The sequence below is a fragment of the Pseudorhodobacter sp. genome (genome assembly GCF_034675685.1).
Classification (GTDB): Bacteria; Pseudomonadota; Alphaproteobacteria; order Rhodobacterales; family Rhodobacteraceae; genus Pseudorhodobacter.
In genome coordinates this window covers 347,349-370,176 of sequence record NZ_JAUCDA010000004.1, presented here as the reverse complement: position 1 = coordinate 370,176, position 22,828 = coordinate 347,349, and the positions used below count along the sequence as shown (strand labels likewise).

Sequence of the window (22,828 nt, the reverse complement as noted above, 5' to 3'; positions counted from 1 at the left end):
ATGCTTGAGATTCTGACGGCTGACGCGCTTGCCCCTGTTCGCCACGGGTTTTTTACCCGCAAAGGCGGTGCGTCTTCGGGCATCTTTCAAGGGCTCAACTGCGGGCCCGGCAGCACCGATCTGTCCGAGGCGGTTGCCATCAACCGCGCCCGTGTGGCGGCAGCGCTGGAGGTGGCACCAGAGCATCTGCAAACCCTGCATCAGGTGCATTCCGCCAAAGTTGTCACCCTGACCGCGCCGCTGGAAAACCGCCCGCATGCTGATGCGATGGTGACGGCAACACCGGGGCTGGTGCTGGGTATTCTGACCGCCGATTGCCAGCCGGTGCTGTTTGCTGACCCGGCGGCAGGTGTTATCGGGGCCGCACATGCCGGGTGGCGCGGTGTCAAGGATGGCGTGCTGGAGGCAACCTTGGCCGCTATGGAGGCATTGGGGGCCAATCGCGCCCACACAACCGCCGTTATTGGCCCCTGCATTTCGCAAGCGGCCTATGAGGTAGGCCCGGAATTTGTCGAAGCCTTCATCGACGACTCTCCCGAACACGCCCGATTCTTTGCTGCCGGAAAGGGCGATCGCACGCTGTTTGACCTGCCGGCTTTCGGCCTTGCCCGGTTACGGGCTGCGGGGATTGGCCATACCGAATGGACCCACCACTGTACCTATGCCGACCCCGACCGATTTTTTTCATACCGTCGCACCACGCATCTGGGTGAGGCGGATTACGGGCGGTTGATCTCGGTGATCCGGTTATAATCAGGCCAGGGTGCCACAGCGGCACGACGCCATCCATTGCCAGTTTCCATCGCTCCATGCGCGGAGAATCCCGAATTTCATCTTGTTTCGGTCGCGCCCCTTGCCTGCCATCTGATACCGATTGACGGCAAGGCGGGGCATACAAGCCACTGACCTCGCAAATGGCCGCAATGTGTTTCGCAACACCCTATCCTGGCCAGCCCCAATGCCGATATTTTCAAAGTAAGGCAAATCTTGCCCCATCTACGCCCCATTGCCCTGCCACAATCGCCTTGATCACGCCCACCGTCGCCAACGCATAAAACCAAATAATCAGGAGCAGACCATGACCAAGCACCGCTGGCTTACATCCATCATCATCGCAAGCAAAGGCGCGCATCCAGCCTTGCCCTTTCAGCATAGCAACCGCCGCAGAACGGCGGCCTTCAAATTGGGTGTGGCCCCAACACCTGTGCCATCCGTTTCAAAGACCCGCCAAGGTGGCTTGCAGGGCTTTGCCTGAGGTCAGCCCTTTCAACATATCACGCGCCAGGCTGGTTTCAAATCATGGTCAAAGCGCGATCCGGTCTTTTTCCCCAGCAAGGCTGCCATGCTTATTCCCAACGCGCACAGCCACCGAAAGCCATAGCCCGAATCAAATGCAGGGCGTTCCCCAGGTTCCAGCCTCGGCCCCGCCACCTTCTATGCTGTTGTGGCAACAATGCCAAAGTAGCACCGCGATTGTCGTCAACAATCCGTTAAACTAAGAATAAACTTTGACAACCCGCCTCAATTACGCCATTTTCCAAGGGTGACGCGCCAAAGCGTGTCGCGATACGGAGGTTCGGGCGGCAAGAGCGGTAAGACCATAGGGCATCAAGGCCCAAGGCACCCTTCCCGTCAAAACGGCCAGGTTTCAAAAAAGGCGGCCCTGACATGCTCCTCTGGCGTGTCATCAAGGGGCCGTTTTTTTGTATTGAACGATCATTTAAGCTGGCTGCTTGTCGCCTGCGCCGGACTATCCGTTTTTGGCGGTAGCCCAGTGCCGAACACGGCCTTGCAGGCCCTCAGGCATTCCGGTTCAGCCGTTCTTCCAAAACCTCAAACGGGACACCCGGCTCATCCTTGGCGCCACGGATCACCAGGCTGGTTTTCACGCTGGCCACGTTTTCGGCTTTCAACAAATCACCGGTCAGAAAGCTTTGAAATGTCGAAAGATCCGGCGCGACGCATTTCAGAATAAAATCAATCTCGCCGTTCAGCATGTGACATTCGCGCACCAACGGCCAAGCACGGCAACGCGCCTCAAAGGCCGAAAGATCACCTTCGGCCTGGCTATGCAGGCGCACCATGGCAAAGACCTGCACCTCAAAGCCCATTTCACGCGCATCAATATTGGCGTGATACCCTTTGATATAGCCCGCCTCTTCCAAGGTGCGCACGCGGCGCAAACAGGGTGGGGCGGAAATACCAACACGTTTTGCCAATTCCACATTGGTCATGCGCCCATCTGCCTGCAATTCTGCAAGGATCTGGCGGTCGATCAAATCCAGTTTCGAGCCAGCCATACATTTCGTTCCTTTATGTTGCAGCGTTTCGCTGCGGACCATATGTTTTCCACCCGGTTTGCGCAATAATATTTCAACATTGCGCAAGTTATTGTCATCTCCCTCCTGCGGCGGCTTGGGGGGTTTTCGCCCCTGCCCTCAGCCTCTATATGGGTAGCAAAGCAATTCCTTTGGGGGACATCATGGCCGAAACGCGTCACAGCAAAATCCTGATCATCGGCTCGGGTCCGGCAGGCTATACCGCCGCCATCTATGCCGCCCGTGCCATGACAAACCCGATTCTGGTTCAGGGCTTGCAGCCCGGTGGGCAGTTGACCATCACGACCGAGGTTGAAAACTGGCCCGGCGATACCCAGGTTCAGGGCCCCGACCTGATGGTGCGGATGGAAGACCATGCAAAGGCAATGGGTGCCGAGGTTGTCTCGGATTATATTTCCAGCCTCGATCTATCAAAACGCCCCTTCACCGCGCAAGCCGACAGCGGCACCACCTTCACCGCCGATGCGGTTATTTTGGCCACTGGCGCACAAGCCAAATGGCTGGGCCTGCCATCGGAAGAAAAGTTCAAGGGCTTTGGCGTTTCAGCCTGCGCCACCTGCGACGGCTTCTTTTACCGCGGCAAAGAGGTTGTCGTGATCGGCGGTGGCAATACCGCCGTTGAAGAAGCCCTGTTCCTGACCAATTTCGCCAGCAAAGTAACGCTGATCCATCGCCGCGACTTCTTGCGTGCCGAAAAGATCTTGCAAAACCGGCTGTTCAAGAACCCCAAGATTGAAATGCTCTGGAACCATTCGGTCGAGGAAGTGCTGGGCGATGAAAGCCCATTGGGGGTGACTGCAGTGCGGGCCAAAAACGTGAACACCGGCGAGGTTACCGATATTCCCTGCACCGGTTTCTTTGTTGCCATCGGCCACGCCCCAGCTTCAGAGCTTGTCAAGGATCAGCTTGAATTGCACAACGGCGGCTATGTCAAGGTAAAGCCGGGCACCACGCTGACCTCTATTCCCGGTGTGTTTGCGGCTGGCGACCTGACCGACCACGTCTACAGGCAAGCCGTCACGTCGGCGGGTATGGGCTGCATGGCGGCGCTGGATGCCGAACGGTTTCTGGCTGAACTGGATTGAAACACAAAAGGCCGAGGCGCAAACCTCGGCCAGTTGCCTGCTTTAATGCACGCTTACCGGGGCCAGATCATGTTGGCGGGCCAAAGCAAAGGCCAGGGTCTTATCGGCAACCAGCGCCAGCCGATCGCCATTGCCGCGATGCACGGCATAAATCCGGGTCAAACCCTCGGCCTGTTCGCGCAGCTCTCGCGGCAGGTCGGCAACCTCGACCGCGCGCACATAAACAATCTTGTCACCCGCAAGTCGCAGTTTTTCGAAAGGCGTATCCATGGCGTTTCCTTTCCTTCTTAACGACGATCAATCGGGATAGTTTGCACAACGACATCCGGCAGCGCACGACGAAGATCAATGTGCAGCAGGCCATGCTCCAACCCGGCGCGGGCCACCTCCACCCCTTCGGCCAAAACGAACGAACGCTGAAACGCGCGCGCCGCAATTCCGCGATGCAAGAATAGCCGCTCGGTGTCATCCTCGGCCTGACGGCCCCGCACAACCAACTGGCGATTCTCGACTGTGATGCTCAGGTCGGCATCACGAAACCCTGCGACGGCCAGCGTGATGCGATAATCATTGTCCGACACCGCCTCTATGTTGAAAGGCGGATAGCCCTCGGCTGCGGTTTTGGCGGTCCGTTCAACCAGCCTCTCCAGTTGTTCAAAGCCCAGTAGATGGGGATGCGCCCCAAAGCTTAGTTTCGTCATCGGAATTGTCCTTTACAAAGCGACAGTTCAGTCATTCCGGGCCCCAGATCACAGGCACCCGCACAGCATGAATATGGGGGGCATCGCACAGCGCTGCAAGAGGTGCGACCCTTTGCATCTGCCAACAGTTTTCGCACAATTCTTCCTGATCTGCGCTATAGTGTCACCAGCAATGGAATAACCAACTCAGTGATCACACCCATATGAACGTATCTTCTGAACTGAATTTTGACGAAATGCTCCGCATTCGTCTGGCCGTGCTGCAACGTGAGCATCGCGATCTCGACGAGGCCATTTTGGCAATTGAGGCCCGCGTGAACCCGGACCAGCTAATGCTGCGCCGTCTGAAAAGGCAAAAGCTTGGCCTGAAAGAGCAGATCGTGAAGATTGAGGATGAACTGATTCCCGACATCATCGCCTAACCCACCAAGAATGCTTACATAGCCAGCCTTCCAACGGGGCCAAGCGGCCGGCGATAGGCCTATCCAGCTTTTTTCACACGAAACGCACCGGGCTTGGGCTTTGCTCCATTCTGCCTTGCTCCTGCATCTTTCACCGTTATAGTGCGCGCTTTCCACAGGCGGCATAAGGGGGCTGGCGGTATGACCATTGAAGTGGGGCTTATCATGGGCAGCCAGTCGGACTGGCCAACCATGAAAGAGGCGGCAACGCTGTTGGACGCGCTTGAAATTCCCTATGAGGCAAGGATCGTTTCGGCACATCGCACGCCCGACCGGCTTTGGGATTATGGCAAAACGGCCGCAGAACGCGGGCTGAAGGTGATTATCGCGGGCGCGGGCGGGGCGGCACATCTGCCCGGCATGATGGCGTCAAAGACGCGTATTCCCGTGATCGGTGTGCCGGTGCAAACCCGCGCCCTTTCAGGGGTTGATAGCCTCTATTCCATCTTGCAAATGCCGCGCGGCTATCCGGTTGCCACCATGGCGATTGGCGCTGCCGGGGCCGCAAATGCGGGGTTGATGGCCGCAGGCATTCTGGCGCTGAATGATTCCGCCCTTGCCGCGCGGCTTGATGCCTGGCGCGCCGCCCTGTCTGCCTCTATCCCCCAGGAGCCGCGCGATGAGTGATCTTCTGCCTTTCGGCTCTACAATTGGTATTCTGGGCGGTGGCCAGCTTGGCCGCATGTTGTCGGTCGCGGCGGCGCGGCTTGGCTATCGGACGCATATTTTTGAACCAGGGGCAAACCCGCCTGCGGGTGATGTGGCGCATGCCGTCACCACTGCCAGCTATGAAGACACCGCCGCGCTGAACGCGTTTGCGCAGGCGGTTGATATCATCACCTATGAGTTTGAGAATATCCCGACCTCAGCGCTGGATGTGCTGGAGGCACAGCGCCCGATTCGCCCCGGCAGGCGGGCTTTGGCGATCAGTCAGGATCGGATTCACGAAAAAGATTTTTTAACCGGCCTTGGCCTGACCGTTGCCCCCTATGCCGCCGTCAGCACAATGGCAGATTTGCAGGCTGCGATTGCCAGCATCGGCTGCCCGGCGATCTTGAAAACCACACGGCTGGGCTATGATGGCAAGGGCCAAGCGCGGATCATGGCGCAGGGCGATGCAGCGGCGGGTTTGGCTGCGATGGCCGGGGCCGATGCCGTGCTGGAAGGTTTCATCGACTTCTCGCATGAGGTTTCGGTGATCGCGGCGCGCGGGCTTGACGGCTCAGTCTCGGCCTATGATCCGGGCCAGAACGTGCATCGCAATGGCATCTTGCACAGCACCACGGTCCCGGCAAAACTGTCGCCAAGCCAGCGCACCGACGCCGTATTATTGGCGGCGCGCATCCTGAACGCGCTGGATTATGTCGGCGTTCTGGGGGTTGAGCTGTTCATCACCCCGCAGGGTTTGATCGTGAATGAAATCGCGCCACGGGTGCATAATTCCGGGCATTGGACACAAAATGGCTGCGCTGTCGATCAGTTTGAACAGCATATCCGCGCGATTGCCGGCCTGCCTTTGGGCGACGGGTCACGCTTTGCCGATGTTACAATGGAAAACCTGATCGGGAATGATATTGATCGCTTGCCCGCCTTGTTGGCCGAAAAGAACACGGCGCTGCATATGTACGGCAAGCCCGCAGCGCGGGCGGGCCGCAAGATGGGCCATGTGAACCGGATCACGCGCGGCCTGTAACAGCTTTCGGGCAAATTCGCAGACCAGATGCGCGGCCAAGCCGATCGACGCGCCCAAGCGGGCTGCGCCATGCCAAACCCCGGATGCTCCGGCATTTTGTCAAGGCTGGCCATCGCGTTTCGACTTCTACTTGAAACGCGATGGGATCGCTGCTCTTTTTCAACTCAATGACCTGCGGTGCTTGAACAAATCGAACCTATCGGCCCCAGTCTTGCCCTGAACAAAAGAGCAAATAGACAGGTTTTCCATCATGGCCACGCAATCGCAAGCACTTCCAGTTCCACCACACCCGCCGGTCTGCGCCAAGCCACCACATCGCCGGGTTGCGTGCCCAAAAGCGCCCGCGCCAAGGGTGATTGGGGCGCAATATGGCCGGTGGCTGCGTCGGCCTCATCCTCACCAACGATCGTATAGGCGGTCTTGGCTCCGCCCTCATCCACGACGCTGACGCGGTGACCAAACACAACTTCTTCGCAGCCTCGCCCTTCAGACGTCATCAACAATGCCGATTTCAACCGCGCCTCGACATAGCGGATGTCACGCTCGGCCGCCGCCTCTGGCAATCGGTCCAGCCGGTCCATCCGTGCACGCAACCCCGCCAGCCGCGTCTGCGCCTCGGCCAAACGGGCCTGCAGCTGTGCAAAACCGCGCGGCGTCACATAGTTTGGATAGGGGCTGATCGGCAGATCAGGCAAGGGCGCATTGTCCGGCCCATCCTCTTTCACAAAGGCCCGGCTCATTGCACAATCACCTCTAGCGGGTCATACAGCATCGCAGCCCCTTGCGTCGGTCCAGCCCAGGCAGCCTCGGGCAAACTATCCGGCTTGAACCTTATCCCGGCCAGATCCTCGCGGCTGAAAAACCGCCGCTCTGTCACAATACCTTCGGGATCACGCCACGCGCCATCCAACGCGCCTGCAACGATGTCACAGCGAAAATAGATATCAACCTGATGAAACCCGCGATCAGGCGCATGGAACTCATTCACCAAAACAGGCGCACCGACGGCCACGGTCAGCCCGGTTTCCTCATGCACCTCACGGATCAGATTTTCGGGCAGGCTTTGGCCAAGGTTCACCCCTCCCCCCGGCGCGCACCACAGATCAGACACACCGCCCCCATAGGCATTCACCAGCAGCAACCGGTTGTGTTGCAAGATCAAGGCCCTGACGGCCATTCGAGGAAAGCGCGGTTTCATGGCCCAAGCTTGCAAGCCCCGGCAGAATTGTCCAGCCCAAAGCCTGCGATACCCATTGCAAACCGCGCCGCGATGCCTAGCTTGAACCACATGAAGATATTCGCCCTGCTTGCCCTGCTTGCCCCCCTGCCCCTTGCCGCACAAACACCTGATTGTGTTGTGCTTTTGCACGGGCTGGCCCGCAGCGAAAGCTCTTTGCTGGCGATGGAGACATCGCTTGGCTTTCAGGGCTTTCATGTGATCAATCAAGGCTACCCTTCAACGGATGCCCCCATTTCCACATTGGTCGAAGAAAATGTCATCCCCGCCGTGGCCTCTTGCGGCACGGCACGCACGCATTTTGTCACCCATTCCATGGGCGGCATCCTTACCCGCGCCTATTTGGCCCGCTACCGCCCTGAAAACCTGGGCCGGGTGGTGATGTTGGCCCCGCCAAATCATGGCTCGGAACTGGTCGATCTGCTGGAGGATCTGTCGCTGTATCAATGGCTCAACGGGCCCGCGGGCGTACAGCTTGGCACCGATGCGACATCTTTTCCCAACCAACTGCCGGCCCCTGATTACCCCTTGGGCATCATCGCGGGGAACCGCAGCCTGAAATCCTGCCTCATCAGCGCTGATCGACGGGCCGGATGATGGCAAGGTTTCGGTTGAAAGCTCCAGACTTGATGGCATGACGGCCCATATCACCCTGCCCGTCACCCATACTTTCATGATGTTGAACCCCTTGGTTATTGCGCAAACCGTGCTGTTTCTGCGCAAAGGCGCGTTCAAACCCGATCTGCCCCTGACTGAGGCGATCGAGATTTCCCTTGGCACCTTGACAGTTGCGCCGACCGCAGCGCCCTGATGGCCAAAAACAGCGCCCCCATTGCCCGATTTGACACTGCGCAACCGCCCGGCTTTATCCTGGCAAGACTACCTGATGCGTTTGGCCTGTAACTTGAAACACGCCTATCGCATAACGCGTTGAAATCTTTGATTTCAGGCGGCGATATGTGGGTCAGATTTAAGGTAAAATGTTTTATGGCACCTTGGCCGCCCCAATAACCGAACCAGGTTGGCGCAACGCATCGCAAAAAGCGAAAAAGGGCACCCGCAAAGGTGCCCTTTTCCAATTGTCCCACGGATGGGCCTGATCATTTCATGCAAGCATGAAATTACATCATGCCGCCCATACCGCCCATGCCGCCCATGCCGCCCATGTCACCCATGCCGCCGCCGCCAGCGCCGTCTTTCGACGGCTTGTCAGCGATCATCGCTTCGGTGGTGATCAACAGCGATGCAACCGAGGCTGCATCTTGCAACGCGTGACGCACAACCTTGGCCGGGTCGATAACACCAAACTTGAACATGTCGCCATATTCGTCGGTCTGGGCGTTATAGCCAAACTTGGGGTCATTCGACTCGCGCACTTTGCCAGCCACAACCGAACCATCAACACCAGCGTTCTGCGCGATCTGACGCAGCGGTGCTTCCAGTGCCTTGCGGATGATTGCAATGCCACGGGTCTGGTCGGCATTGGCGCCTTCAAGACCGATCAGCACTTTGCCAGCCTGAACCAGCGCCACGCCACCGCCGACAACAACACCTTCCTGCACAGCAGCACGGGTTGCGTTCAGCGCGTCATCAACGCGGTCTTTACGCTCTTTCACTTCGATTTCAGACATGCCACCGACGCGGATCACAGCAACACCGCCGGCCAGTTTGGCCACACGCTCTTGCAGTTTCTCTTTGTCATAGTCGCTGGTGGTTTCTTCGATCTGGGTACGGATCTGGGCAACGCGTGCTTCGATCTCGGCCTTTTCGCCAGCGCCATCAATGATGGTTGTGGTGTCTTTGGTGATGGTCACTTTCTTGGCGCGGCCAAGCATGTCCATGCCAACGTTTTCCAGCTTCATGCCCAGATCATCAGAGATCACCTGACCACCGGTCAGAATCGCGATGTCCTGCAGCATTGCCTTGCGACGATCGCCAAAGCCCGGTGCCTTGACAGCCGCAATTTTCAATCCGCCGCGCAGCTTGTTCACGACCAAAGTCGCAAGGGCTTCGCCTTCAACATCTTCCGAGATGATCAGCAACGGCTTCTGGCTTTGGATAACCTGCTCCAACAAGGGAACCATTGGCTGCAACGAAGACAGTTTCTTCTCGTGCAACAAGATCATCACGTCTTCCAGATCGACAAGCATCTTGTCAGCATTGGTGACGAAATAGGGCGACAGGTAACCACGGTCGAACTGCATGCCTTCGACGACTTCGGTTTCTGTTTCCAGACCCTTGTTTTCTTCGACGGTGATCACACCCTCGTTGCCAACCTTCTGCATCGCATCGGCGATCTGACGGCCAATTTCGGCCTCGCCATTGGCTGAGATGGTGCCAACCTGTGCAACTTCGGCCGAATCCGAAACCGGACGTGCCGCAGCTTTGATCGCCTCAACGACTTTGGCGGTGGCCGTGTCGATGCCGCGCTTCAGGTCCATCGGGTTCATGCCGGCGGCAACAGCCTTCAGGCCTTCGATGATGATCGCTTGTGCAAGAACGGTCGCCGTGGTGGTGCCGTCGCCAGCCTCATCATTGGTCCGGGAAGCAACTTCCTTGACCATCTGCGCGCCCATGTTTTCGAACTTGTCGGACAGTTCGATTTCCTTGGCAACCGTTACACCGTCTTTGGTGATGCGCGGCGCGCCAAAAGATTTGTCGATCACAACGTTGCGGCCTTTCGGGCCCAAAGTCACCTTTACCGCATTGGCAAGGATGTTGACGCCGCGCAACATACGGTCACGGGCATCGGTATCAAATTTGACGTCCTTAGCAGCCATTTTGCTTGCTCCAGTTTGTCTTGAATTTCAGTTGTTTAAGCGAAACAAGGATGCGCAGATTGTGCTTGTGCACAGTTCTGCGCTATCGGCCTCAGCCGATGATCCCCATGATGTCGCCTTCTTTCATGATCAGAAGTTCTTTGCCTTCCAGCGTCACTTCTGTGCCCGACCATTTGCCGAACAGAACGCGGTCGCCCACCTTGACGCCGGGCGCGATCAGCTCGCCGCTGTCTTTGCGTGCGCCTTCGCCCACGGCGATGATTTCGCCTTCAGCGGGCTTTTCCTTGGCGGTGTCGGGGATGATCAGGCCGCCCTTGGTTTTGTCTTCGCCTTCGATGCGGCGAACCAGTACTCGGTCATGCAGCGGTTTAAATGCCATCTGAGAACACTCCCTTTGGTTCCAGGTTGATTTCGATCAGCACTCAACCGGGTCGAGTGCTAACGAGCCTGAGGTAGGCATGTCAGATCAGTCTGTCAAGCATCAGATCTACGCAATTTGCGAAAATCCCAAAAGAAACCATGCCGCCATTTGCCCCCTTGGCGCGCGCAGCCGGTCATGGCAGCTTGCTGCAGCGCATTGATCATAAAAGGCACCTTGGTCATGAAATTTCGTTCTATCGCACGGCAGGCTGTCGGGCTTGTGGCCGGCATGGGTTTTGGCATGTTTTTTGCGACGGCGCAGGCGCAATGTGTCGGCGAGAACCTGATTGATGCGCTGCCGGCAAGTGACCGCCAAACGCTGCTGGCCGCGGCCCACGCCCAACCCAATGCCACCGGAAACCTGTGGCAGGCAACACGCGGCAATGAGACGCTTTTTCTGTCGGGCACTTTCCACCTTGATGATCCGCGCCATGATGCGCTTATGCAACGGCTCTTGCCCTACCTTGCCCAATCCAGGACGCTGCTGGTTGAAGCGGGCCCAAAGGAAGAAGCGGAACTGCAACAAAAGCTTGCCAAAGACCCCGCTGCGATGATGGATATGGCTGGGTCTGGCCTCCAGCACATGCTGTCGCCCGAGGAATGGACGCAGTTGACCGACGCGCTTTTACAGCGCGGCATCCCCAGTACAATCGCCGAAAAACTGCGGCCTTGGTTCGTGTCGATGATGCTGGCCATTCCGCCCTGCGCCCTGCAACTGGCCGCGCAAGGGGGCGGGTTGGACAAACGCCTTATCGCTGCGGCAACCGAACGCACCATTCCCGTCACCGCTTTGGAACCTTTTGATACCGCGCTGGGGCTGTTTGACGGGCTGAGCGCTGATGAACAAATCCTGATGATCCGAAACGCTTTACTGGTGGAACAGCAATCCGCCGATTTTCTTGCCACAACCGCAGACGCCTTCTTTGCAGGCGAAAGCCGCCTGATCTGGGAGTTTTCGCGCCTCATTGCCAATCAAGCCCCCGGTGCCACGCCCGAGAAAACCGATGCCGATTTCGCCCAGACTGAAACGGCGTTGATGGTCGACCGAAATATCGCATGGATCCCGAGGATTGAGGCCGCATTGCAGGACGGCCCCGCCTTTGCTGCATTCGGCGCACTGCATTTATCGGGCAAGGATGGGGTGCTGGCGCTGCTCACGGCGCGCGGATTTGCGGTTACCCCACTGCCCGACCAATAAGCAGGCCCCCCCGCGTGACATTCCCTTCGCCCCCCCGTATAAGGCGGTAAATCAATCATCCTACAGGTTTTCGCGCAATGACCATACTCGTCTTCGGCCACAAATCACCCGACACTGACAGCACTGGCTCGCCCATCATCTGGGCTTGGTATCTGTCTGACATCAGCGGAACCCCGGCCAAGCCGGTGCTTTTGGGCGAGCCCAATACCGAAGCCGCTTTCATGCTGAAGCACTGGGGCCTGACAAAGCCCGACATCATCACCGATGTTTCAACTACAGATACCTGCTGGATCGTGGACACCAACAACCCTGCCGAACTGCCTGCCTCAATCCATGAGGCGAATGTGGTGGGCATTATCGACCACCATATGCTGGTTGGCGGGCTCAAGACAAAATCGCCGATTGATATCACCATCCGCCCCTTGGCCTGCACCGCCACGATCATGCATGACCTGATGGGCGATGCCGTTGCGCGCGCTCCGCGCGGTATCAAGGGGGCAATGCTGTCCTGTATTCTGTCCGATACGCTGCAATTCCGCAGCCCGACCACCACCCCGCATGACCGCGCTGTTGCCGAAAAGCTGGCCGCTGATCTGGGGACCTCCATTCCTGACCACGCAGCCGCGCTTTTTACCGCGAAATCGGATGTCTCGGCCTTTTCTGATGCGGAATTGCTGCGCATGGACAGCAAGGAATACACTGTTTCGGGCAAAAACCTGAGAATCTCGGTGCTGGAAACCACCGCCCCGAAAGTGGTGCTGGATCGCAAAGCCAGTCTGATGGCCGCGATGGATGATGTAGCAAAACAAGATGGCGCCGACCAGGTGCTGCTGTTTGTGGTGGATATCTTGCAAGAAGAAGCCACGCTTTTGGTGCCCAATGATCTGGTGCGCCAAATGGCCGAAGCCTCGTTTGACGTCACCGTCACTGGCGATACCGTAGTCCTGCCGGGCGTGATGAGCCGTAAAAAGCAGATCATCCCCGCCCTGAAACTCTGACCCCAACCGTAAGGGCCCTCGATTTTTCGTCGAAAAATCTGAATTTTCGACGAAAATTCGCGGCCCCTACGCTTCACAATGGAAACTTGGCCCCATGCCCCAGATCATCACAACCTTCGCTGAAATCGCCTCCCGCTACCGCGCCGTATACTGCGATCTTTGGGGCTGTGTGCATGATGGTGTGAAACCTTTTCCCGGTGCTGTTGCCGCCCTTCAGGCCTTTCGCGCAAACGGCGGCACCGTCATCCTTGTCTCCAACGCCCCCCGCCCCAAGCCCAGCGTCCTTACGCAGCTTGACCGTATCGGGGTGCCGCGCGATGCCTATGATGAGGTGATAACCTCGGGCGATGCCACGCAATACGCCTTTTTGTCAGCGGCGGCGGGCCACAAGGTTCATCACATCGGCCCGATGCCCAAGGATCAGCCGTTCTTTGATGAATTCGCCGACCCGATCCTGGCCGATATGGCTGCGGCCAACCCCATTGATCTTGTCCCGCTAGCCGAAGCGGAGGGTATCATTTGCACCGGCCCCAATTCCGAATTCGATGATACCCCCGATGACTACCGTGCAGCCTTTTTGCTGGCCAAGACCAACGGGTTGAAGATGCTCTGCGCCAATCCTGATATCGTCGTCGATTACGGCGACAAGCGCATCTATTGCGCCGGTGCTTTGGCAGCCCTTTACGAGGAGATGGGCGGCGAGGTGCTGTATTTCGGCAAGCCACATCCCCCGATTTATGACCTTGCACGCCGCCGTCTGACGGCGTTGAAGGGCCATATGGCAGATGAAGACATCCTCTGCATTGGTGATGGAATCAACACCGACATCCTCGGGGCTATGCAGGAAAATCTTGATAGCCTGTTCCTGACCGAGGGCTTGAATGCCGGTCAGTTCGGCACCGCCGATGCATTGGACAAGACCGCATTGACAGCTTGGCTTTTGGCCGAACAGCGTAACCCGACCTATGTGATGGGTATGTTACGCTAATCTGTTGCGTAATAAAATTACCCCATCCGCACATAAAAGGAAAATAAATTACCGGCCCGATTGCGCCGCATTGCAGCATTTGCTATGCATTCCTCGGTGAACCAGGGGGGATTCGGCCATGCTTGACAATCATCCACGCGGGACCATTTGCATCGAAGATATCGAAATCGGAATGTGCCGCCACCTCACGAAAACTGTGACCGACCACGATATAGAATTGTTTGCCGAGATCTCGACCGATCGCAATCCGGTCCATCTCGATGATGCCTATGCCCGTGATACGATTTTTGAAGGCCGCATCGCGCATGGCATGCTGACTGCGGGCCTCATTTCAGCGGTGATTGGCGAACAGCTTCCCGGCCATGGCACGGTCTATCTGGCGCAATCCCTGAAGTTCATGGCACCCGTGCGCCCCGGCGACCGGGTGTTTGCGCAGGTGAAAGTCACCGCAATTGATATTGGCCGCCGCCGTGTCACCCTTGAAACCCACTGCGCTGTGGGCGATACCGTTGTCTTGAAGGGCGAAGCGCTGGTTCTGGCGCCCAGCCGCAAGTTTGATTGACATCGGGCAGTGCCCGTAAGGACGGGCATGCAGATCTATCAACACTGGCAAGGGATCCCCCCAAACCGCCGCGGTGCCTCTGTTGCCATGGGCAATTTTGACGGTGTTCACCTTGGTCACCAGCATGTTATTGCGCTGGCGGCCACGCATGGCCCCTTGGGCATCATTACGTTTGAACCCCACCCCCGCAGCTATTTCGCGCCCACCTCCGGCCCCTTCCGTTTGATGAATGCCGAAGGCCGCGCCAACCGCCTTGCCAAACTCGGGGTGCAAACGCTGTTCGAACTTCCGTTCAATGCAACCCTCGCCGGCCTGACGCCGGAAGGTTTCGTGTCCGAGGTGTTGTCGCAGGGGCTCGGCGTCTCGCATGTTACTGTAGGCGCGGATTTCTGCTTTGGCAAAGGCCGCACCGGCAGCGCTGCTGATCTCAAGACGCTCTGCGCGGCCCATGGCATTACCGTTCATCTTGCCGATCTGATGCAGGTCGATGGGGCCGAGATTTCGTCTACCCGCATCCGCGCGGCCCTTTCCCAAGGCGATACCAAGGCCGCGCGCCATATGCTCGGCCACTGGCACCGTATCGACGCCGAAATAATCCATGGCGCAAAGCGCGGCCGCCAGATGGGCTTTCCGACCGCCAATATGGATGTGACCGGGTTGCACCTGCCCCGAAATGGCGTCTACGCAGTTTATGCCGATATCCTTACCGGGCCGCAAAAAGGCCATTACCTTGGTGCCGCCAATCTTGGCACCCGCCCGATGTTTGGCGAAAACCGCCCCAACCTTGAAACCTACCTGCTGGATTTCAAGGGCGATCTTTATGGCCAACATCTTTCCATCGCCTTCGTCGAATGGCTGCGCGGTGAAGAAAAATTTGACAGCCTCGACGCCCTCATCACGCAAATGCATGCCGATTGTGATCGGGCCCGCCAAATTCTTGAGGCCGCACCATGAGCGAAAAACTTCCCCCGATCGCGCCAGCAACCGGCTTGCGCCCGCGCTATTGGGAAACAGTTCCGTTGAAAAAGATGTCGGGCGCCGAATGGGAGGCGCTTTGTGATGGCTGCGGCAAATGCTGCCTGAACAAGATCGAATATGAAGACGATGGCGAAGTTGCGTTCACCCGCGTTGCCTGTCGGCTGTTGGATGGCGACACCTGCCGTTGTACAAACTATGCCATTCGGCACCAGTTCGTGCCTGAATGTGTGCAGCTTACCCCCAAAAAGCTAGAGAAAATCGCCTATTGGCTACCGCAAACCTGCGCCTATCGTCTGGTTCACGAAGGCAAGCCGCTGCCCGATTGGCACCCGCTGATCTCGGGTGACCCCGAAACCGTCCATATCGAAGGGGCCTCGGTCCGTGGGTGGACTGTGCCGGAAACCTCGGTATCCGAGGATGACTGGGAAAACTATATTATCAAGGAGCGGCCCTGATGTTCTTCGCCTCTGACAACGGTGCGCCTGTGCCGCAGCCGATCATGGATGCGCTGCTGCGCGCAAACACCGGCCAAACCCTGTCCTACGGGGCCGATCTGCCCATGACCCGGCTGCGCGACCAGATCCGTGATCTGTTTGAGGCGCCCACAGCCGAGGTTCATCTGGTCACCACGGGAACCGCCGCAAATTCTTTGGCGCTGGCGCTTTATACGCCCCCCTACGGTGCCATAGTTTGCCACCGCCACGCCCATATCAATGAGGATGAATGTGGCGCACCCGAGTTCTTTTCGGGCGGTGCAAAGCTGCTGCTGATCGACGGCGACCACGGCAAGATCACGCCCGCGGCGCTTGAACAGGCGCTGGCCCAATCCGGCGGCTCGGTTCATTCGGTACAACCTTCGGCGCTTAGCCTGACCAATGTGACCGAGGCCGGAACCACCTATAGCGTGGCGGAAATTACCGCCCTTGCGGCTCTTGCCCGGTCCAAGGGTCTTGTTACCCATCTGGATGGGGCGCGGTTTGCCAATGCCTTGGCCGCCACCAATGCCAGCCCCGCCGATATGACATGGCGCGCGGGGGTAGATGTGCTGTCGCTGGGGGGCACCAAAAACGGGCTTCTGGGCGCCGAGGCTATCGTGCTTTTCGACCCCGAAAAGTCATGGGAGCTGGAGTTGCGCCGCAAACGCGCGGGCCATCTCACCTCAAAAATGCGCTATGTTGCGGCGCAGATGGAGGCATGGCTGGAAAACGGCTACTGGCTGGAATTGGCGCGTCATTCCAACGCAATGGCCGCCCGCCTGGCGGCAGGGCTTGGCAAAACAGAGGGGGCAGCGCTGCTGCACCCGGTTCAGGCCAATATAGTCTTTGCCCGGCTGTCCGATGCCGCCCACGCCCGCGCCAAGGCCGCCGGGGCCGTCTATTACGCTATGGGCGGTGGCGACTGCCGCCTTGTCACCGCCTGGTGCACACCCCCCGAGGAGGTGGACGCCCTGCTTGCCGCCTTCCGCGGATAGGGCCCAGTCAGCCCGGCACGCCATCGGTGGCGCGCGCAAGAAAGGGCCGCATCACCGCAGCACATTCGGCGGCATGGGTTATCGGCAGCATATGCCCCGCCCCCGCAACCACCGCCCGCGTCACTTGCGGCAGCCGCCGCGACAGCTCGGTGTTGATCGCATCAATGACCGGCGGCGAGTCTGCACCTTCGACCAACAAGACCGGCACGCCCAGCCCTTCCAACCGGCCATAGGCCAAGATGCCTGCCACATCCTCGACCAAGACTGCGTTCTGCGCGGCGATCAGCGGAATCCGCTGGATGATATACTGCCGTTGCGCAGTCGGCAGGCTGTCAAAGGGCGTGTCCCGGCCCCAGATCGCCTGAAACGCCTCGGCAGCCGCCGCATTGTCGCGGGACAGCAGCGCCTTGGCAAAGCTGTCATGCGCTGCCATATGCGCGGCAAAGGCAGGCCCACCCGCAGCCCGCGCCGCAGAAAACAGCACTGGTTCAAACAGGGTCAGGCTGGCAATCCGCCCTGGGTCCTCCAAGCCCATCCGCAAGGCCACGGTCGCACCGAAACTGTGGCCGATCAAATGCACTGGCCCGCTTGGCATCGCCGCAAGCAAACCCATCGCTTGTCGCGTCGCAAGGCTATGAAAATCGCTCAGCCCATCCCAATCCGAACTGCGGCCATGGCCCAGCAAATCCGGCGCGGTAATCGTCAGCCCCGGCAAATCCTGCGCCAGCCCTGCCCAGGCCCCTTGATGCGCCAGCGAACAATGCAAGGCCAATGCCTGCGCTGCGCCCGAACCGAACACCCGATAATGCGTCGCAACCCCGCCAAAAACACCTTCAGCCATTACAGCTTACCCGACAAATACTGATCCAGATCCTCAAGCCGGTCCTGCCCCCAGAACTTTTCCTCGCCCAGGATATAAAACGGCACGCCGATAACGCCACGCGCCACCGCCTCCTCCAGATTGGCCGCATAGGTTTCGGCCCCAGCCAACAGCCCGCTATCTGCCAAGCCCGGATCAAACCCCGCCTCATTCAGCGCCGCGCGAATCACATCATCCTCGGCGACATTGCGATCTTCCAGCCAGCAGGCGCGGGCCAGGGCTTGCACCAAGGCGCCCATATCGCCGCCACCCGCCGCCTGCGCTGCGATCACGGCATAGGCCGATGGCGCGCGATTGGTTGGGAAATACGCAGGCCGTTCCGAAATCTTGACCCCCAGTTTCTTTGCCTGCCGCCTCCGGTCCTGTGCCGCATACTCGCCCCGCGCCGGATGCACCTGTGCCGGGCGGCCCATACGCGAAAACAGCGCCGGGCCATCTAGCGGTTTGTAGATGATCTGCGCGCCATGCCTGGCTGCGATCTTTTCCAGCCTAGTCCCCGCAAGGTAAACAAATGGTGAAATCGTGGCAAAGTAATAGTCAATCCGGGTCATTTTACTGCTTCTCCTGCCGAGCACGGTTTTCAAGACCCTAGCCCGATGGTAAGCGGTGTCAACGCCAGCCCGAATCCCACCAGATCACCGCTCAAAGGACATCCCCATGGCCACCCTCAATGAACCCAAGTTGATTTCCGGCAATGCGAACATGCCCTTGGCCACTGCCATTGCCCGGCGGATGTCGCTACACCGGGGTATGAGCGTGGGGCTGGTCGACGCGCGGGTAGAACGCTTCAACGATGGTGAGATTTTCGTCGAGGTTTTTGAAAATGTGCGCGGCGAGGATATGTTCATCATCCAGCCCACGTCCAACCCTGCCAATGACAACCTGATGGAATTGCTGATCATGACCGATGCGCTGCGCCGGTCATCTGCGGCCCGCATCACGGCTGTGATTCCCTATTTCGGCTATGCCCGCCAAGATCGGCGCACCAAGGCCCGCACCCCTATTTCGGCCAAACTTGTCGCGAATATGATGGTAGAAGCCGGGATTGAACGGGTTCTGACGCTGGATCTGCACGCGGCGCAAATCCAGGGATTTTTTGATATTCCCGTGGATAACCTCTACGCCTCGCCGATTTTCGCACTGGACATCATGGCGCAGTTCAACGGCTGCATGTCGGATATGATGGTGGTGTCGCCCGATGTCGGCGGCGTTGCCCGTGCGCGGGAACTGGCCAAACGCATCAGCGCGCCGCTATCCATCGTCGATAAACGCCGTGAAAAGGCAGGCGAAGTCGCCGAAATGACGATCATTGGCGACGTGGCAGGCAAGAAATGCATCATCGTCGACGATATGTGCGACACGGCAGGAACCCTGTGCAAAGCCGCCGAAGTGCTGATGGAAAACGGCGCCTCCGAGGTTCACGCCTATATCACCCATGGTGTGATGTCCGGCCCGGCCGTAGAGCGTGTGACCAATTCCGTGATGAAATCACTGGTAATCACCGATTCCATCGCACCTTCAGAGGCCGTGAAGACCTGCAAGAACATCCGCATCGTCCCGACCGCACCGATATTTGCGCAGGCAATTCTCAACATCTGGAACGGTACCTCGGTCTCATCGCTTTTCGAAACCGAAACCCTAAGCCCGATTTATGAAGGCATGTATCGCAGCTGAGGCGCAAACCGGCGGTGGCTGATCATCCACCGCCCCCCGCTTTTTCTGCTTAATACAGATCCCAATCATCCTCATCTTTTACCCGGCCAATCGCCATCCAATCCGCCCGGATCCGTGCGACCCGCGTGTCGCCCCAGGTTTTGAAAACCAGGTAAAACCCCTCGGCTGTGACCTCTTGGGTCGAAATATCGGCACGGGAATTGCTTTTTTGGTCCATATCCCACATCGAAATTGACACGGTGACCGCTGGCTCGCCCATAAACGTCTCGGGAAATTGTACACGATAGCGGCTTTCGCGGGGGCCCTGCCCGGTCCACATTGCGCCACCATCCGCAAAATCAGAGAACAATACGCGTGAGCCCTGCTGAACACCCATCGTATGAGCAGAAAATCGTTTCATAGCCAAATGCCCCATTTTCAGCTTGATCCCCCCGCGCGTGTACAAGCTGTTAATCTAAATATCTAGGAATCATAATTCATGACCCAAGCCAACTCACGCAATATCTTTTAACCGTGAAAAAAGGCATAATTTTGCAGGTATTGAAAAAATACCGCCTGGAATGAAAACGGCCCCGAAAACTTCGGGGCCGTCTTGCGTTTACATGATTTTCTTAATGCGCTTGGTGATTGCGCAAAACCATCATATCCTGGACCAGTTTTTCTGCGGCATCCTTGTCCTCGGGCAGCGCCATAGATGCCAATTCGCGGGCCTGTTCGATCATCGCGTCCAGCATGGTGCCAGACAAATCATCGACAGCAATAGCCTGCTCGGCAAGTACAGAGACGCCCGCTGCCGTAATCTCGGCAAAACCGCCGGTTACAGCAAATGCCAAGGTCGTATCAGCGCCAATCGCTTTCAAAATCCCCGGACGCAGGGTGGTGATGGTGGGGGCATGCCCCTCCATCGCCGTCAGATCGCCATTAGCGCCCGGAATTTGCACCTCGGTCGCCTGAAATGAGGCAAGCCGCTTTTCCGGTGACACAAGATCGAATTGCACAGTCGCGGCCATGTTGCCCCCTTATGCCGCAGCCGCAGCAAGACGCTGCGCTTTGGCGATCACTTCTTCAATGCCACCAACCATATAGAAGGCCGCTTCTGGCAGATGGTCATATTCACCGGCCACAACCGCCTTGAACGAGGCAATGGTTTCTTCCAAAGGCACCTGCTTGCCGTCTGCGCCGGTAAATACCTTGGCCACGTCAAACGGCTGGCTCAGGAAACGCTCGATCTTGCGCGCACGGGCCACGGCAACTTTGTCATCTTCCGACAATTCGTCCATACCCAAAATCGCGATGATATCCTGCAACGACTTGTAGCGCTGCAAAATCTGCTGGACAGATGTCGCCACGCTGTAATGCTCTTCGCCGATGATCAGCGGGTCAAGCAGACGCGAGGTGGAACCCAGCGGATCCACAGCCGGATAGATCCCTTTTTCCGAGATCGAGCGGTCGAGAACTGTCGTCGCGTCCAAGTGGGCAAAGGATGTCGCCGGTGCAGGGTCGGTAAGGTCATCGGCAGGAACATAGACGGCCTGAACCGAGGTGATCGAGCCGTTCTTGGTCGAGGTGATGCGTTCCTGCATCGCGCCCATGTCGGTTGCCAGCGTCGGCTGATAGCCCACGGCGGATGGAATACGACCCAGCAGCGCCGACACTTCCGAACCCGCTTGGGTAAAGCGGAAGATGTTGTCAACAAAGAACAAAACGTCCGAACCCGTATCGTCACGGAACTGCTCGGCCAGCGTCAAGCCCGACAAAGCCACCCGCATACGCGCGCCAGGAGGCTCGTTCATCTGGCCATAAACCAGCGCGATTTTCGACTTTTCCAGATCATCGGGAACGATAACGCCCGATTCGATCATCTCGTGATACAGGTCGTTGCCTTCCCGCGTCCGCTCGCCCACGCCCGCAAACACCGACACGCCCGAGTGTACTTTGGCGATGTTGTTGATCAATTCCATGATCAAAACGGTCTTGCCAACGCCCGCACCACCAAACAGACCAATTTTGCCGCCCTTGGTATAGGGTGCCAACAGGTCGATAACCTTGATGCCGGTCACAAGGATCTGGGTTTCGGTCGACTGCTCGGCAAAGCTGGGCGCCTCACCATGGATCGAGCGGCGCTCTTTCGAGTTGACCGGGCCTTTTTCGTCAACCGGATCGCCGGTTACGTTCATGATACGGCCCAAAGTGGCCGATCCAACCGGAACCGAAATCGGTGCGCCGGTATCGGTCACGCCTTCGCCACGAACCAAGCCTTCGGTCGCGTCCATCGCAATGGTGCGAACAGTGCTTTCGCCAAGGTGCTGCGCCACTTCGAGGATCAGTTTCTTGCCGTTGTTGGTTGTTTCAAGTGCGTTCAGAATGGCCGGCAGGTCACCCTCAAACTGCACGTCCACAACCGCGCCGATTACCTGCGTAATCTTGCCTGCGGCCTTTGTTGGTGCTTTCGCCATGTGTCAAATCTCCGTTAAGCGGGTCAGAGCGCCTCAGCGCCCGAGATGATTTCGATAAGTTCTTTGGTGATCGCAGCCTGACGCGAGCGGTTGTAGATCGTCGTATATTTGTCGATCATATCGCCTGCGTTGCGGGTCGCGTTGTCCATCGCACTCATCCGGGCACCCTGTTCCGAGGCCCCGTTTTCAAGCAAAGCGGTGAAAACTTGCGTCGCCACACCGCGCGGCAAAAGATCGGCAAGGATGCCTTCCTCTGACGGCTCGTAATCGTACAAAGCGGTCGCGCCTCCGGCCTCTACCGCGTCATATTTCGCGGGGATGACCTGCTGTGCGGTCGGAACCTGGCTGATCACCGACTGGAAGCGGTTGAAGAAGATCGTTGCCACGTCAAACTCGCCCGCGTCAAAGCGCGCAAGAATATCCTTGGAGATCATCTGCGCCTGGGCATAGCCCACCCGTTTCACCTCTGACAGGTCAACGTGACCAATCAGATGCGCCCCAAGGTCGCGCCGCAACTGTTCCCGGCCTTTTTTGCCGACGGTCAAAATCTTGACCGTCTTGCCTTGCGCCAGCAGTTCGTTCGCCTTTACCCGTGCAAGCCGCACGATGGTAGAGTTGAAGCCGCCGCAAAGCCCGCGTTCGGCCGTCATCACCACCAGCAGATGCACCTTGTCGCTCCCCGTCCCGGCAAGCAGTCGGGGCGCAGAGTCAGAGGTGGCGACCGAGGCCGATAACCCCGCCATAACGGCGTTCATCCGTTCGGCATAGGGCCGACCCGCTTCGGCAGCTTCCTGCGCGCGGCGAAGTTTTGCCGCAGCAACCATCTGCATGGCTTTGGTGATCTTGCGAGTATTCTTGATACTCGTGATCTTGTTTTTTAAGTCCTTTAGGCTCGGCATTGACCTAC

Annotated in this window: 29 protein-coding genes; 16 read left to right on the top strand and 13 right to left on the bottom strand. The window is 58.2% G+C overall.

The window, feature by feature from the left end; genetic code table 11:
* Both pgeF and VDP61_RS05795 read left to right on the top strand, forming a co-directional pair.
* Nucleotides 1-753 (top strand): peptidoglycan editing factor PgeF, encoded by a 753-nt coding sequence (gene pgeF, locus VDP61_RS05800; RefSeq protein ID WP_323005991.1) that lies wholly within the window; start codon nt 1-3, stop codon nt 751-753.
* A gap of 325 nt (nt 754-1,078) precedes the next feature.
* Nucleotides 1,079-1,255 carry a hypothetical protein gene (locus VDP61_RS05795; protein ID WP_323005990.1) on the top strand — a complete coding sequence of 59 codons (177 nt, stop codon included), beginning with the start codon at nt 1,079-1,081 and terminating at the stop codon, nt 1,253-1,255.
* A gap of 544 nt (nt 1,256-1,799) precedes the next feature.
* On the opposite strand, the gene VDP61_RS05790 is transcribed toward VDP61_RS05795, so the two are convergent.
* Complete coding sequence (locus tag VDP61_RS05790; RefSeq protein ID WP_323005989.1) at nt 1,800-2,300, bottom strand: Lrp/AsnC family transcriptional regulator; 501 nt, start codon at nt 2,298-2,300, stop codon at nt 1,800-1,802.
* 182 nt (nt 2,301-2,482) lie between these two features.
* Between VDP61_RS05790 and trxB the strand changes: the two genes are divergently transcribed.
* Entirely contained in the window at nt 2,483-3,424 is a 942-nt protein-coding gene (trxB, locus tag VDP61_RS05785; protein ID WP_323005988.1) for a thioredoxin-disulfide reductase, read from the top strand.
* Nucleotides 3,425-3,466: 42 nt separating this feature from the next.
* Here the strand turns inward: trxB and VDP61_RS05780 are convergent, their stop codons facing one another.
* Together VDP61_RS05780 and VDP61_RS05775 are read right to left on the bottom strand one after the other, a co-directional pair.
* Nucleotides 3,467-3,694, bottom strand: a complete 228-nt coding sequence (locus VDP61_RS05780; RefSeq protein ID WP_323005987.1) for a DUF1150 family protein — start codon at nt 3,692-3,694, stop codon at nt 3,467-3,469.
* A gap of 17 nt (nt 3,695-3,711) precedes the next feature.
* On the bottom strand, nt 3,712-4,125 hold the full coding sequence (locus VDP61_RS05775; protein WP_323005986.1) for an Hsp20 family protein: 414 nt from the start codon (nt 4,123-4,125) through the stop codon (nt 3,712-3,714).
* A 203-nt stretch (nt 4,126-4,328) separates the two neighbouring features.
* Here VDP61_RS05775 and VDP61_RS05770 point away from each other — a divergent pair, with 203 nt between their 5' ends.
* The 3 genes from VDP61_RS05770 (at nt 4,329) to VDP61_RS05760 (ending at nt 6,279) form a co-directional block, all read left to right on the top strand.
* Nucleotides 4,329-4,547: a YdcH family protein gene (locus tag VDP61_RS05770; protein WP_323005985.1), complete on the top strand. Its 219-nt coding sequence runs from the start codon at nt 4,329-4,331 to the stop codon at nt 4,545-4,547.
* Between the two features lie 180 nt (nt 4,548-4,727).
* Entirely contained in the window at nt 4,728-5,213 is a 486-nt protein-coding gene (gene purE, locus VDP61_RS05765) for a 5-(carboxyamino)imidazole ribonucleotide mutase (protein ID WP_323005984.1), read from the top strand.
* Nucleotides 5,206-6,279 (top strand): 5-(carboxyamino)imidazole ribonucleotide synthase, encoded by a 1,074-nt coding sequence (locus VDP61_RS05760; protein WP_323005983.1) that lies wholly within the window; start codon nt 5,206-5,208, stop codon nt 6,277-6,279. Before purE ends, VDP61_RS05760 begins: the two co-directional genes overlap by 8 nt.
* A gap of 248 nt (nt 6,280-6,527) precedes the next feature.
* Here VDP61_RS05760 and VDP61_RS05755 read toward each other — a convergent pair whose 3' ends face one another.
* Together VDP61_RS05755 and VDP61_RS05750 are read right to left on the bottom strand one after the other, a co-directional pair.
* Nucleotides 6,528-7,019: a GreA/GreB family elongation factor gene (locus VDP61_RS05755; protein WP_323005982.1), complete on the bottom strand. Its 492-nt coding sequence runs from the start codon at nt 7,017-7,019 to the stop codon at nt 6,528-6,530.
* On the bottom strand, nt 7,016-7,477 hold the full coding sequence (locus VDP61_RS05750) for an NUDIX domain-containing protein (RefSeq protein WP_323005981.1): 462 nt from the start codon (nt 7,475-7,477) through the stop codon (nt 7,016-7,018). The genes VDP61_RS05755 and VDP61_RS05750 overlap by 4 nt, the downstream gene beginning before the upstream one ends.
* Before the next feature lie 90 nt (nt 7,478-7,567).
* Between VDP61_RS05750 and VDP61_RS05745 the strand changes: the two genes are divergently transcribed.
* Together VDP61_RS05745 and VDP61_RS05740 are read left to right on the top strand one after the other, a co-directional pair.
* Nucleotides 7,568-8,113: an esterase/lipase family protein gene (locus VDP61_RS05745; protein WP_323005980.1), complete on the top strand. Its 546-nt coding sequence runs from the start codon at nt 7,568-7,570 to the stop codon at nt 8,111-8,113.
* Nucleotides 8,114-8,150: 37 nt separating this feature from the next.
* Nucleotides 8,151-8,327, top strand: a complete 177-nt coding sequence (locus tag VDP61_RS05740; protein ID WP_323005979.1) for a hypothetical protein — start codon at nt 8,151-8,153, stop codon at nt 8,325-8,327.
* A gap of 310 nt (nt 8,328-8,637) precedes the next feature.
* Here the strand turns inward: VDP61_RS05740 and groL are convergent, their stop codons facing one another.
* Nucleotides 8,638-10,296 carry a chaperonin GroEL gene (gene groL / locus VDP61_RS05735; RefSeq protein WP_323005978.1) on the bottom strand — a complete coding sequence of 553 codons (1,659 nt, stop codon included), beginning with the start codon at nt 10,294-10,296 and terminating at the stop codon, nt 8,638-8,640.
* Nucleotides 10,297-10,387: 91 nt separating this feature from the next.
* A complete protein-coding gene (locus VDP61_RS05730; RefSeq protein ID WP_323005977.1) occupies nt 10,388-10,675 on the bottom strand; it encodes a co-chaperone GroES in 288 nt (95 codons plus the stop codon).
* Between the two features lie 222 nt (nt 10,676-10,897).
* Between VDP61_RS05730 and VDP61_RS05725 the strand changes: the two genes are divergently transcribed.
* The 7 genes from VDP61_RS05725 to VDP61_RS05695 all read left to right on the top strand — a co-directional run bounded on the left by VDP61_RS05725 (nt 10,898) and on the right by VDP61_RS05695 (nt 16,911).
* On the top strand, nt 10,898-11,914 hold the full coding sequence (locus VDP61_RS05725; RefSeq protein WP_323005976.1) for a TraB/GumN family protein: 1,017 nt from the start codon (nt 10,898-10,900) through the stop codon (nt 11,912-11,914).
* A gap of 77 nt (nt 11,915-11,991) precedes the next feature.
* Nucleotides 11,992-12,912, top strand: coding sequence for a manganese-dependent inorganic pyrophosphatase (locus VDP61_RS05720; protein ID WP_323005975.1), 921 nt, complete (start codon nt 11,992-11,994; stop codon nt 12,910-12,912).
* Between the two features lie 94 nt (nt 12,913-13,006).
* A complete protein-coding gene (locus VDP61_RS05715; protein WP_323005974.1) occupies nt 13,007-13,900 on the top strand; it encodes a TIGR01459 family HAD-type hydrolase in 894 nt (297 codons plus the stop codon).
* A 118-nt stretch (nt 13,901-14,018) separates the two neighbouring features.
* The gene (locus VDP61_RS05710) at nt 14,019-14,462 is read left to right on the top strand and encodes a MaoC family dehydratase (RefSeq protein WP_323005973.1); all 444 of its coding nucleotides are present in this window, start codon (nt 14,019-14,021) and stop codon (nt 14,460-14,462) included.
* A 27-nt stretch (nt 14,463-14,489) separates the two neighbouring features.
* Nucleotides 14,490-15,416 (top strand): bifunctional riboflavin kinase/FAD synthetase, encoded by a 927-nt coding sequence (locus VDP61_RS05705; protein WP_323005972.1) that lies wholly within the window; start codon nt 14,490-14,492, stop codon nt 15,414-15,416.
* On the top strand, nt 15,413-15,895 hold the full coding sequence (locus tag VDP61_RS05700) for a YcgN family cysteine cluster protein (RefSeq protein WP_323005971.1): 483 nt from the start codon (nt 15,413-15,415) through the stop codon (nt 15,893-15,895). The genes VDP61_RS05705 and VDP61_RS05700 overlap by 4 nt, the downstream gene beginning before the upstream one ends.
* Entirely contained in the window at nt 15,895-16,911 is a 1,017-nt protein-coding gene (locus VDP61_RS05695; protein WP_323005970.1) for a low specificity L-threonine aldolase, read from the top strand. Before VDP61_RS05700 ends, VDP61_RS05695 begins: the two co-directional genes overlap by 1 nt.
* 7 nt (nt 16,912-16,918) lie before the next feature.
* Here the strand turns inward: VDP61_RS05695 and VDP61_RS05690 are convergent, their stop codons facing one another.
* Nucleotides 16,919-17,752 (bottom strand): alpha/beta hydrolase, encoded by an 834-nt coding sequence (locus VDP61_RS05690; RefSeq protein ID WP_323005969.1) that lies wholly within the window; start codon nt 17,750-17,752, stop codon nt 16,919-16,921.
* Nucleotides 17,752-18,342, bottom strand: coding sequence for a 2-hydroxychromene-2-carboxylate isomerase (locus VDP61_RS05685; RefSeq protein WP_323005968.1), 591 nt, complete (start codon nt 18,340-18,342; stop codon nt 17,752-17,754). The genes VDP61_RS05690 and VDP61_RS05685 overlap by 1 nt, the downstream gene beginning before the upstream one ends.
* Before the next feature lie 106 nt (nt 18,343-18,448).
* Between VDP61_RS05685 and VDP61_RS05680 the strand changes: the two genes are divergently transcribed.
* Nucleotides 18,449-19,465, top strand: coding sequence for a ribose-phosphate pyrophosphokinase (locus VDP61_RS05680; protein ID WP_323005967.1), 1,017 nt, complete (start codon nt 18,449-18,451; stop codon nt 19,463-19,465).
* Between the two features lie 49 nt (nt 19,466-19,514).
* Here the strand turns inward: VDP61_RS05680 and VDP61_RS05675 are convergent, their stop codons facing one another.
* The 4 genes from VDP61_RS05675 to VDP61_RS05660 all read right to left on the bottom strand — a co-directional run bounded on the left by VDP61_RS05675 (nt 19,515) and on the right by VDP61_RS05660 (nt 22,820).
* Nucleotides 19,515-19,865 carry an H-type lectin domain-containing protein gene (locus tag VDP61_RS05675; protein WP_323005966.1) on the bottom strand — a complete coding sequence of 117 codons (351 nt, stop codon included), beginning with the start codon at nt 19,863-19,865 and terminating at the stop codon, nt 19,515-19,517.
* Nucleotides 19,866-20,076: 211 nt separating this feature from the next.
* The gene (locus tag VDP61_RS05670; protein WP_323005965.1) at nt 20,077-20,475 is read right to left on the bottom strand and encodes a F0F1 ATP synthase subunit epsilon; all 399 of its coding nucleotides are present in this window, start codon (nt 20,473-20,475) and stop codon (nt 20,077-20,079) included.
* Nucleotides 20,476-20,484: 9 nt separating this feature from the next.
* Complete coding sequence (gene atpD / locus VDP61_RS05665) at nt 20,485-21,921, bottom strand: F0F1 ATP synthase subunit beta (protein ID WP_323005964.1); 1,437 nt, start codon at nt 21,919-21,921, stop codon at nt 20,485-20,487.
* Nucleotides 21,922-21,944: 23 nt separating this feature from the next.
* The gene (locus tag VDP61_RS05660) at nt 21,945-22,820 is read right to left on the bottom strand and encodes a F0F1 ATP synthase subunit gamma (protein WP_323005963.1); all 876 of its coding nucleotides are present in this window, start codon (nt 22,818-22,820) and stop codon (nt 21,945-21,947) included.
* Nucleotides 22,821-22,828: the final 8 nt, after the last annotated feature.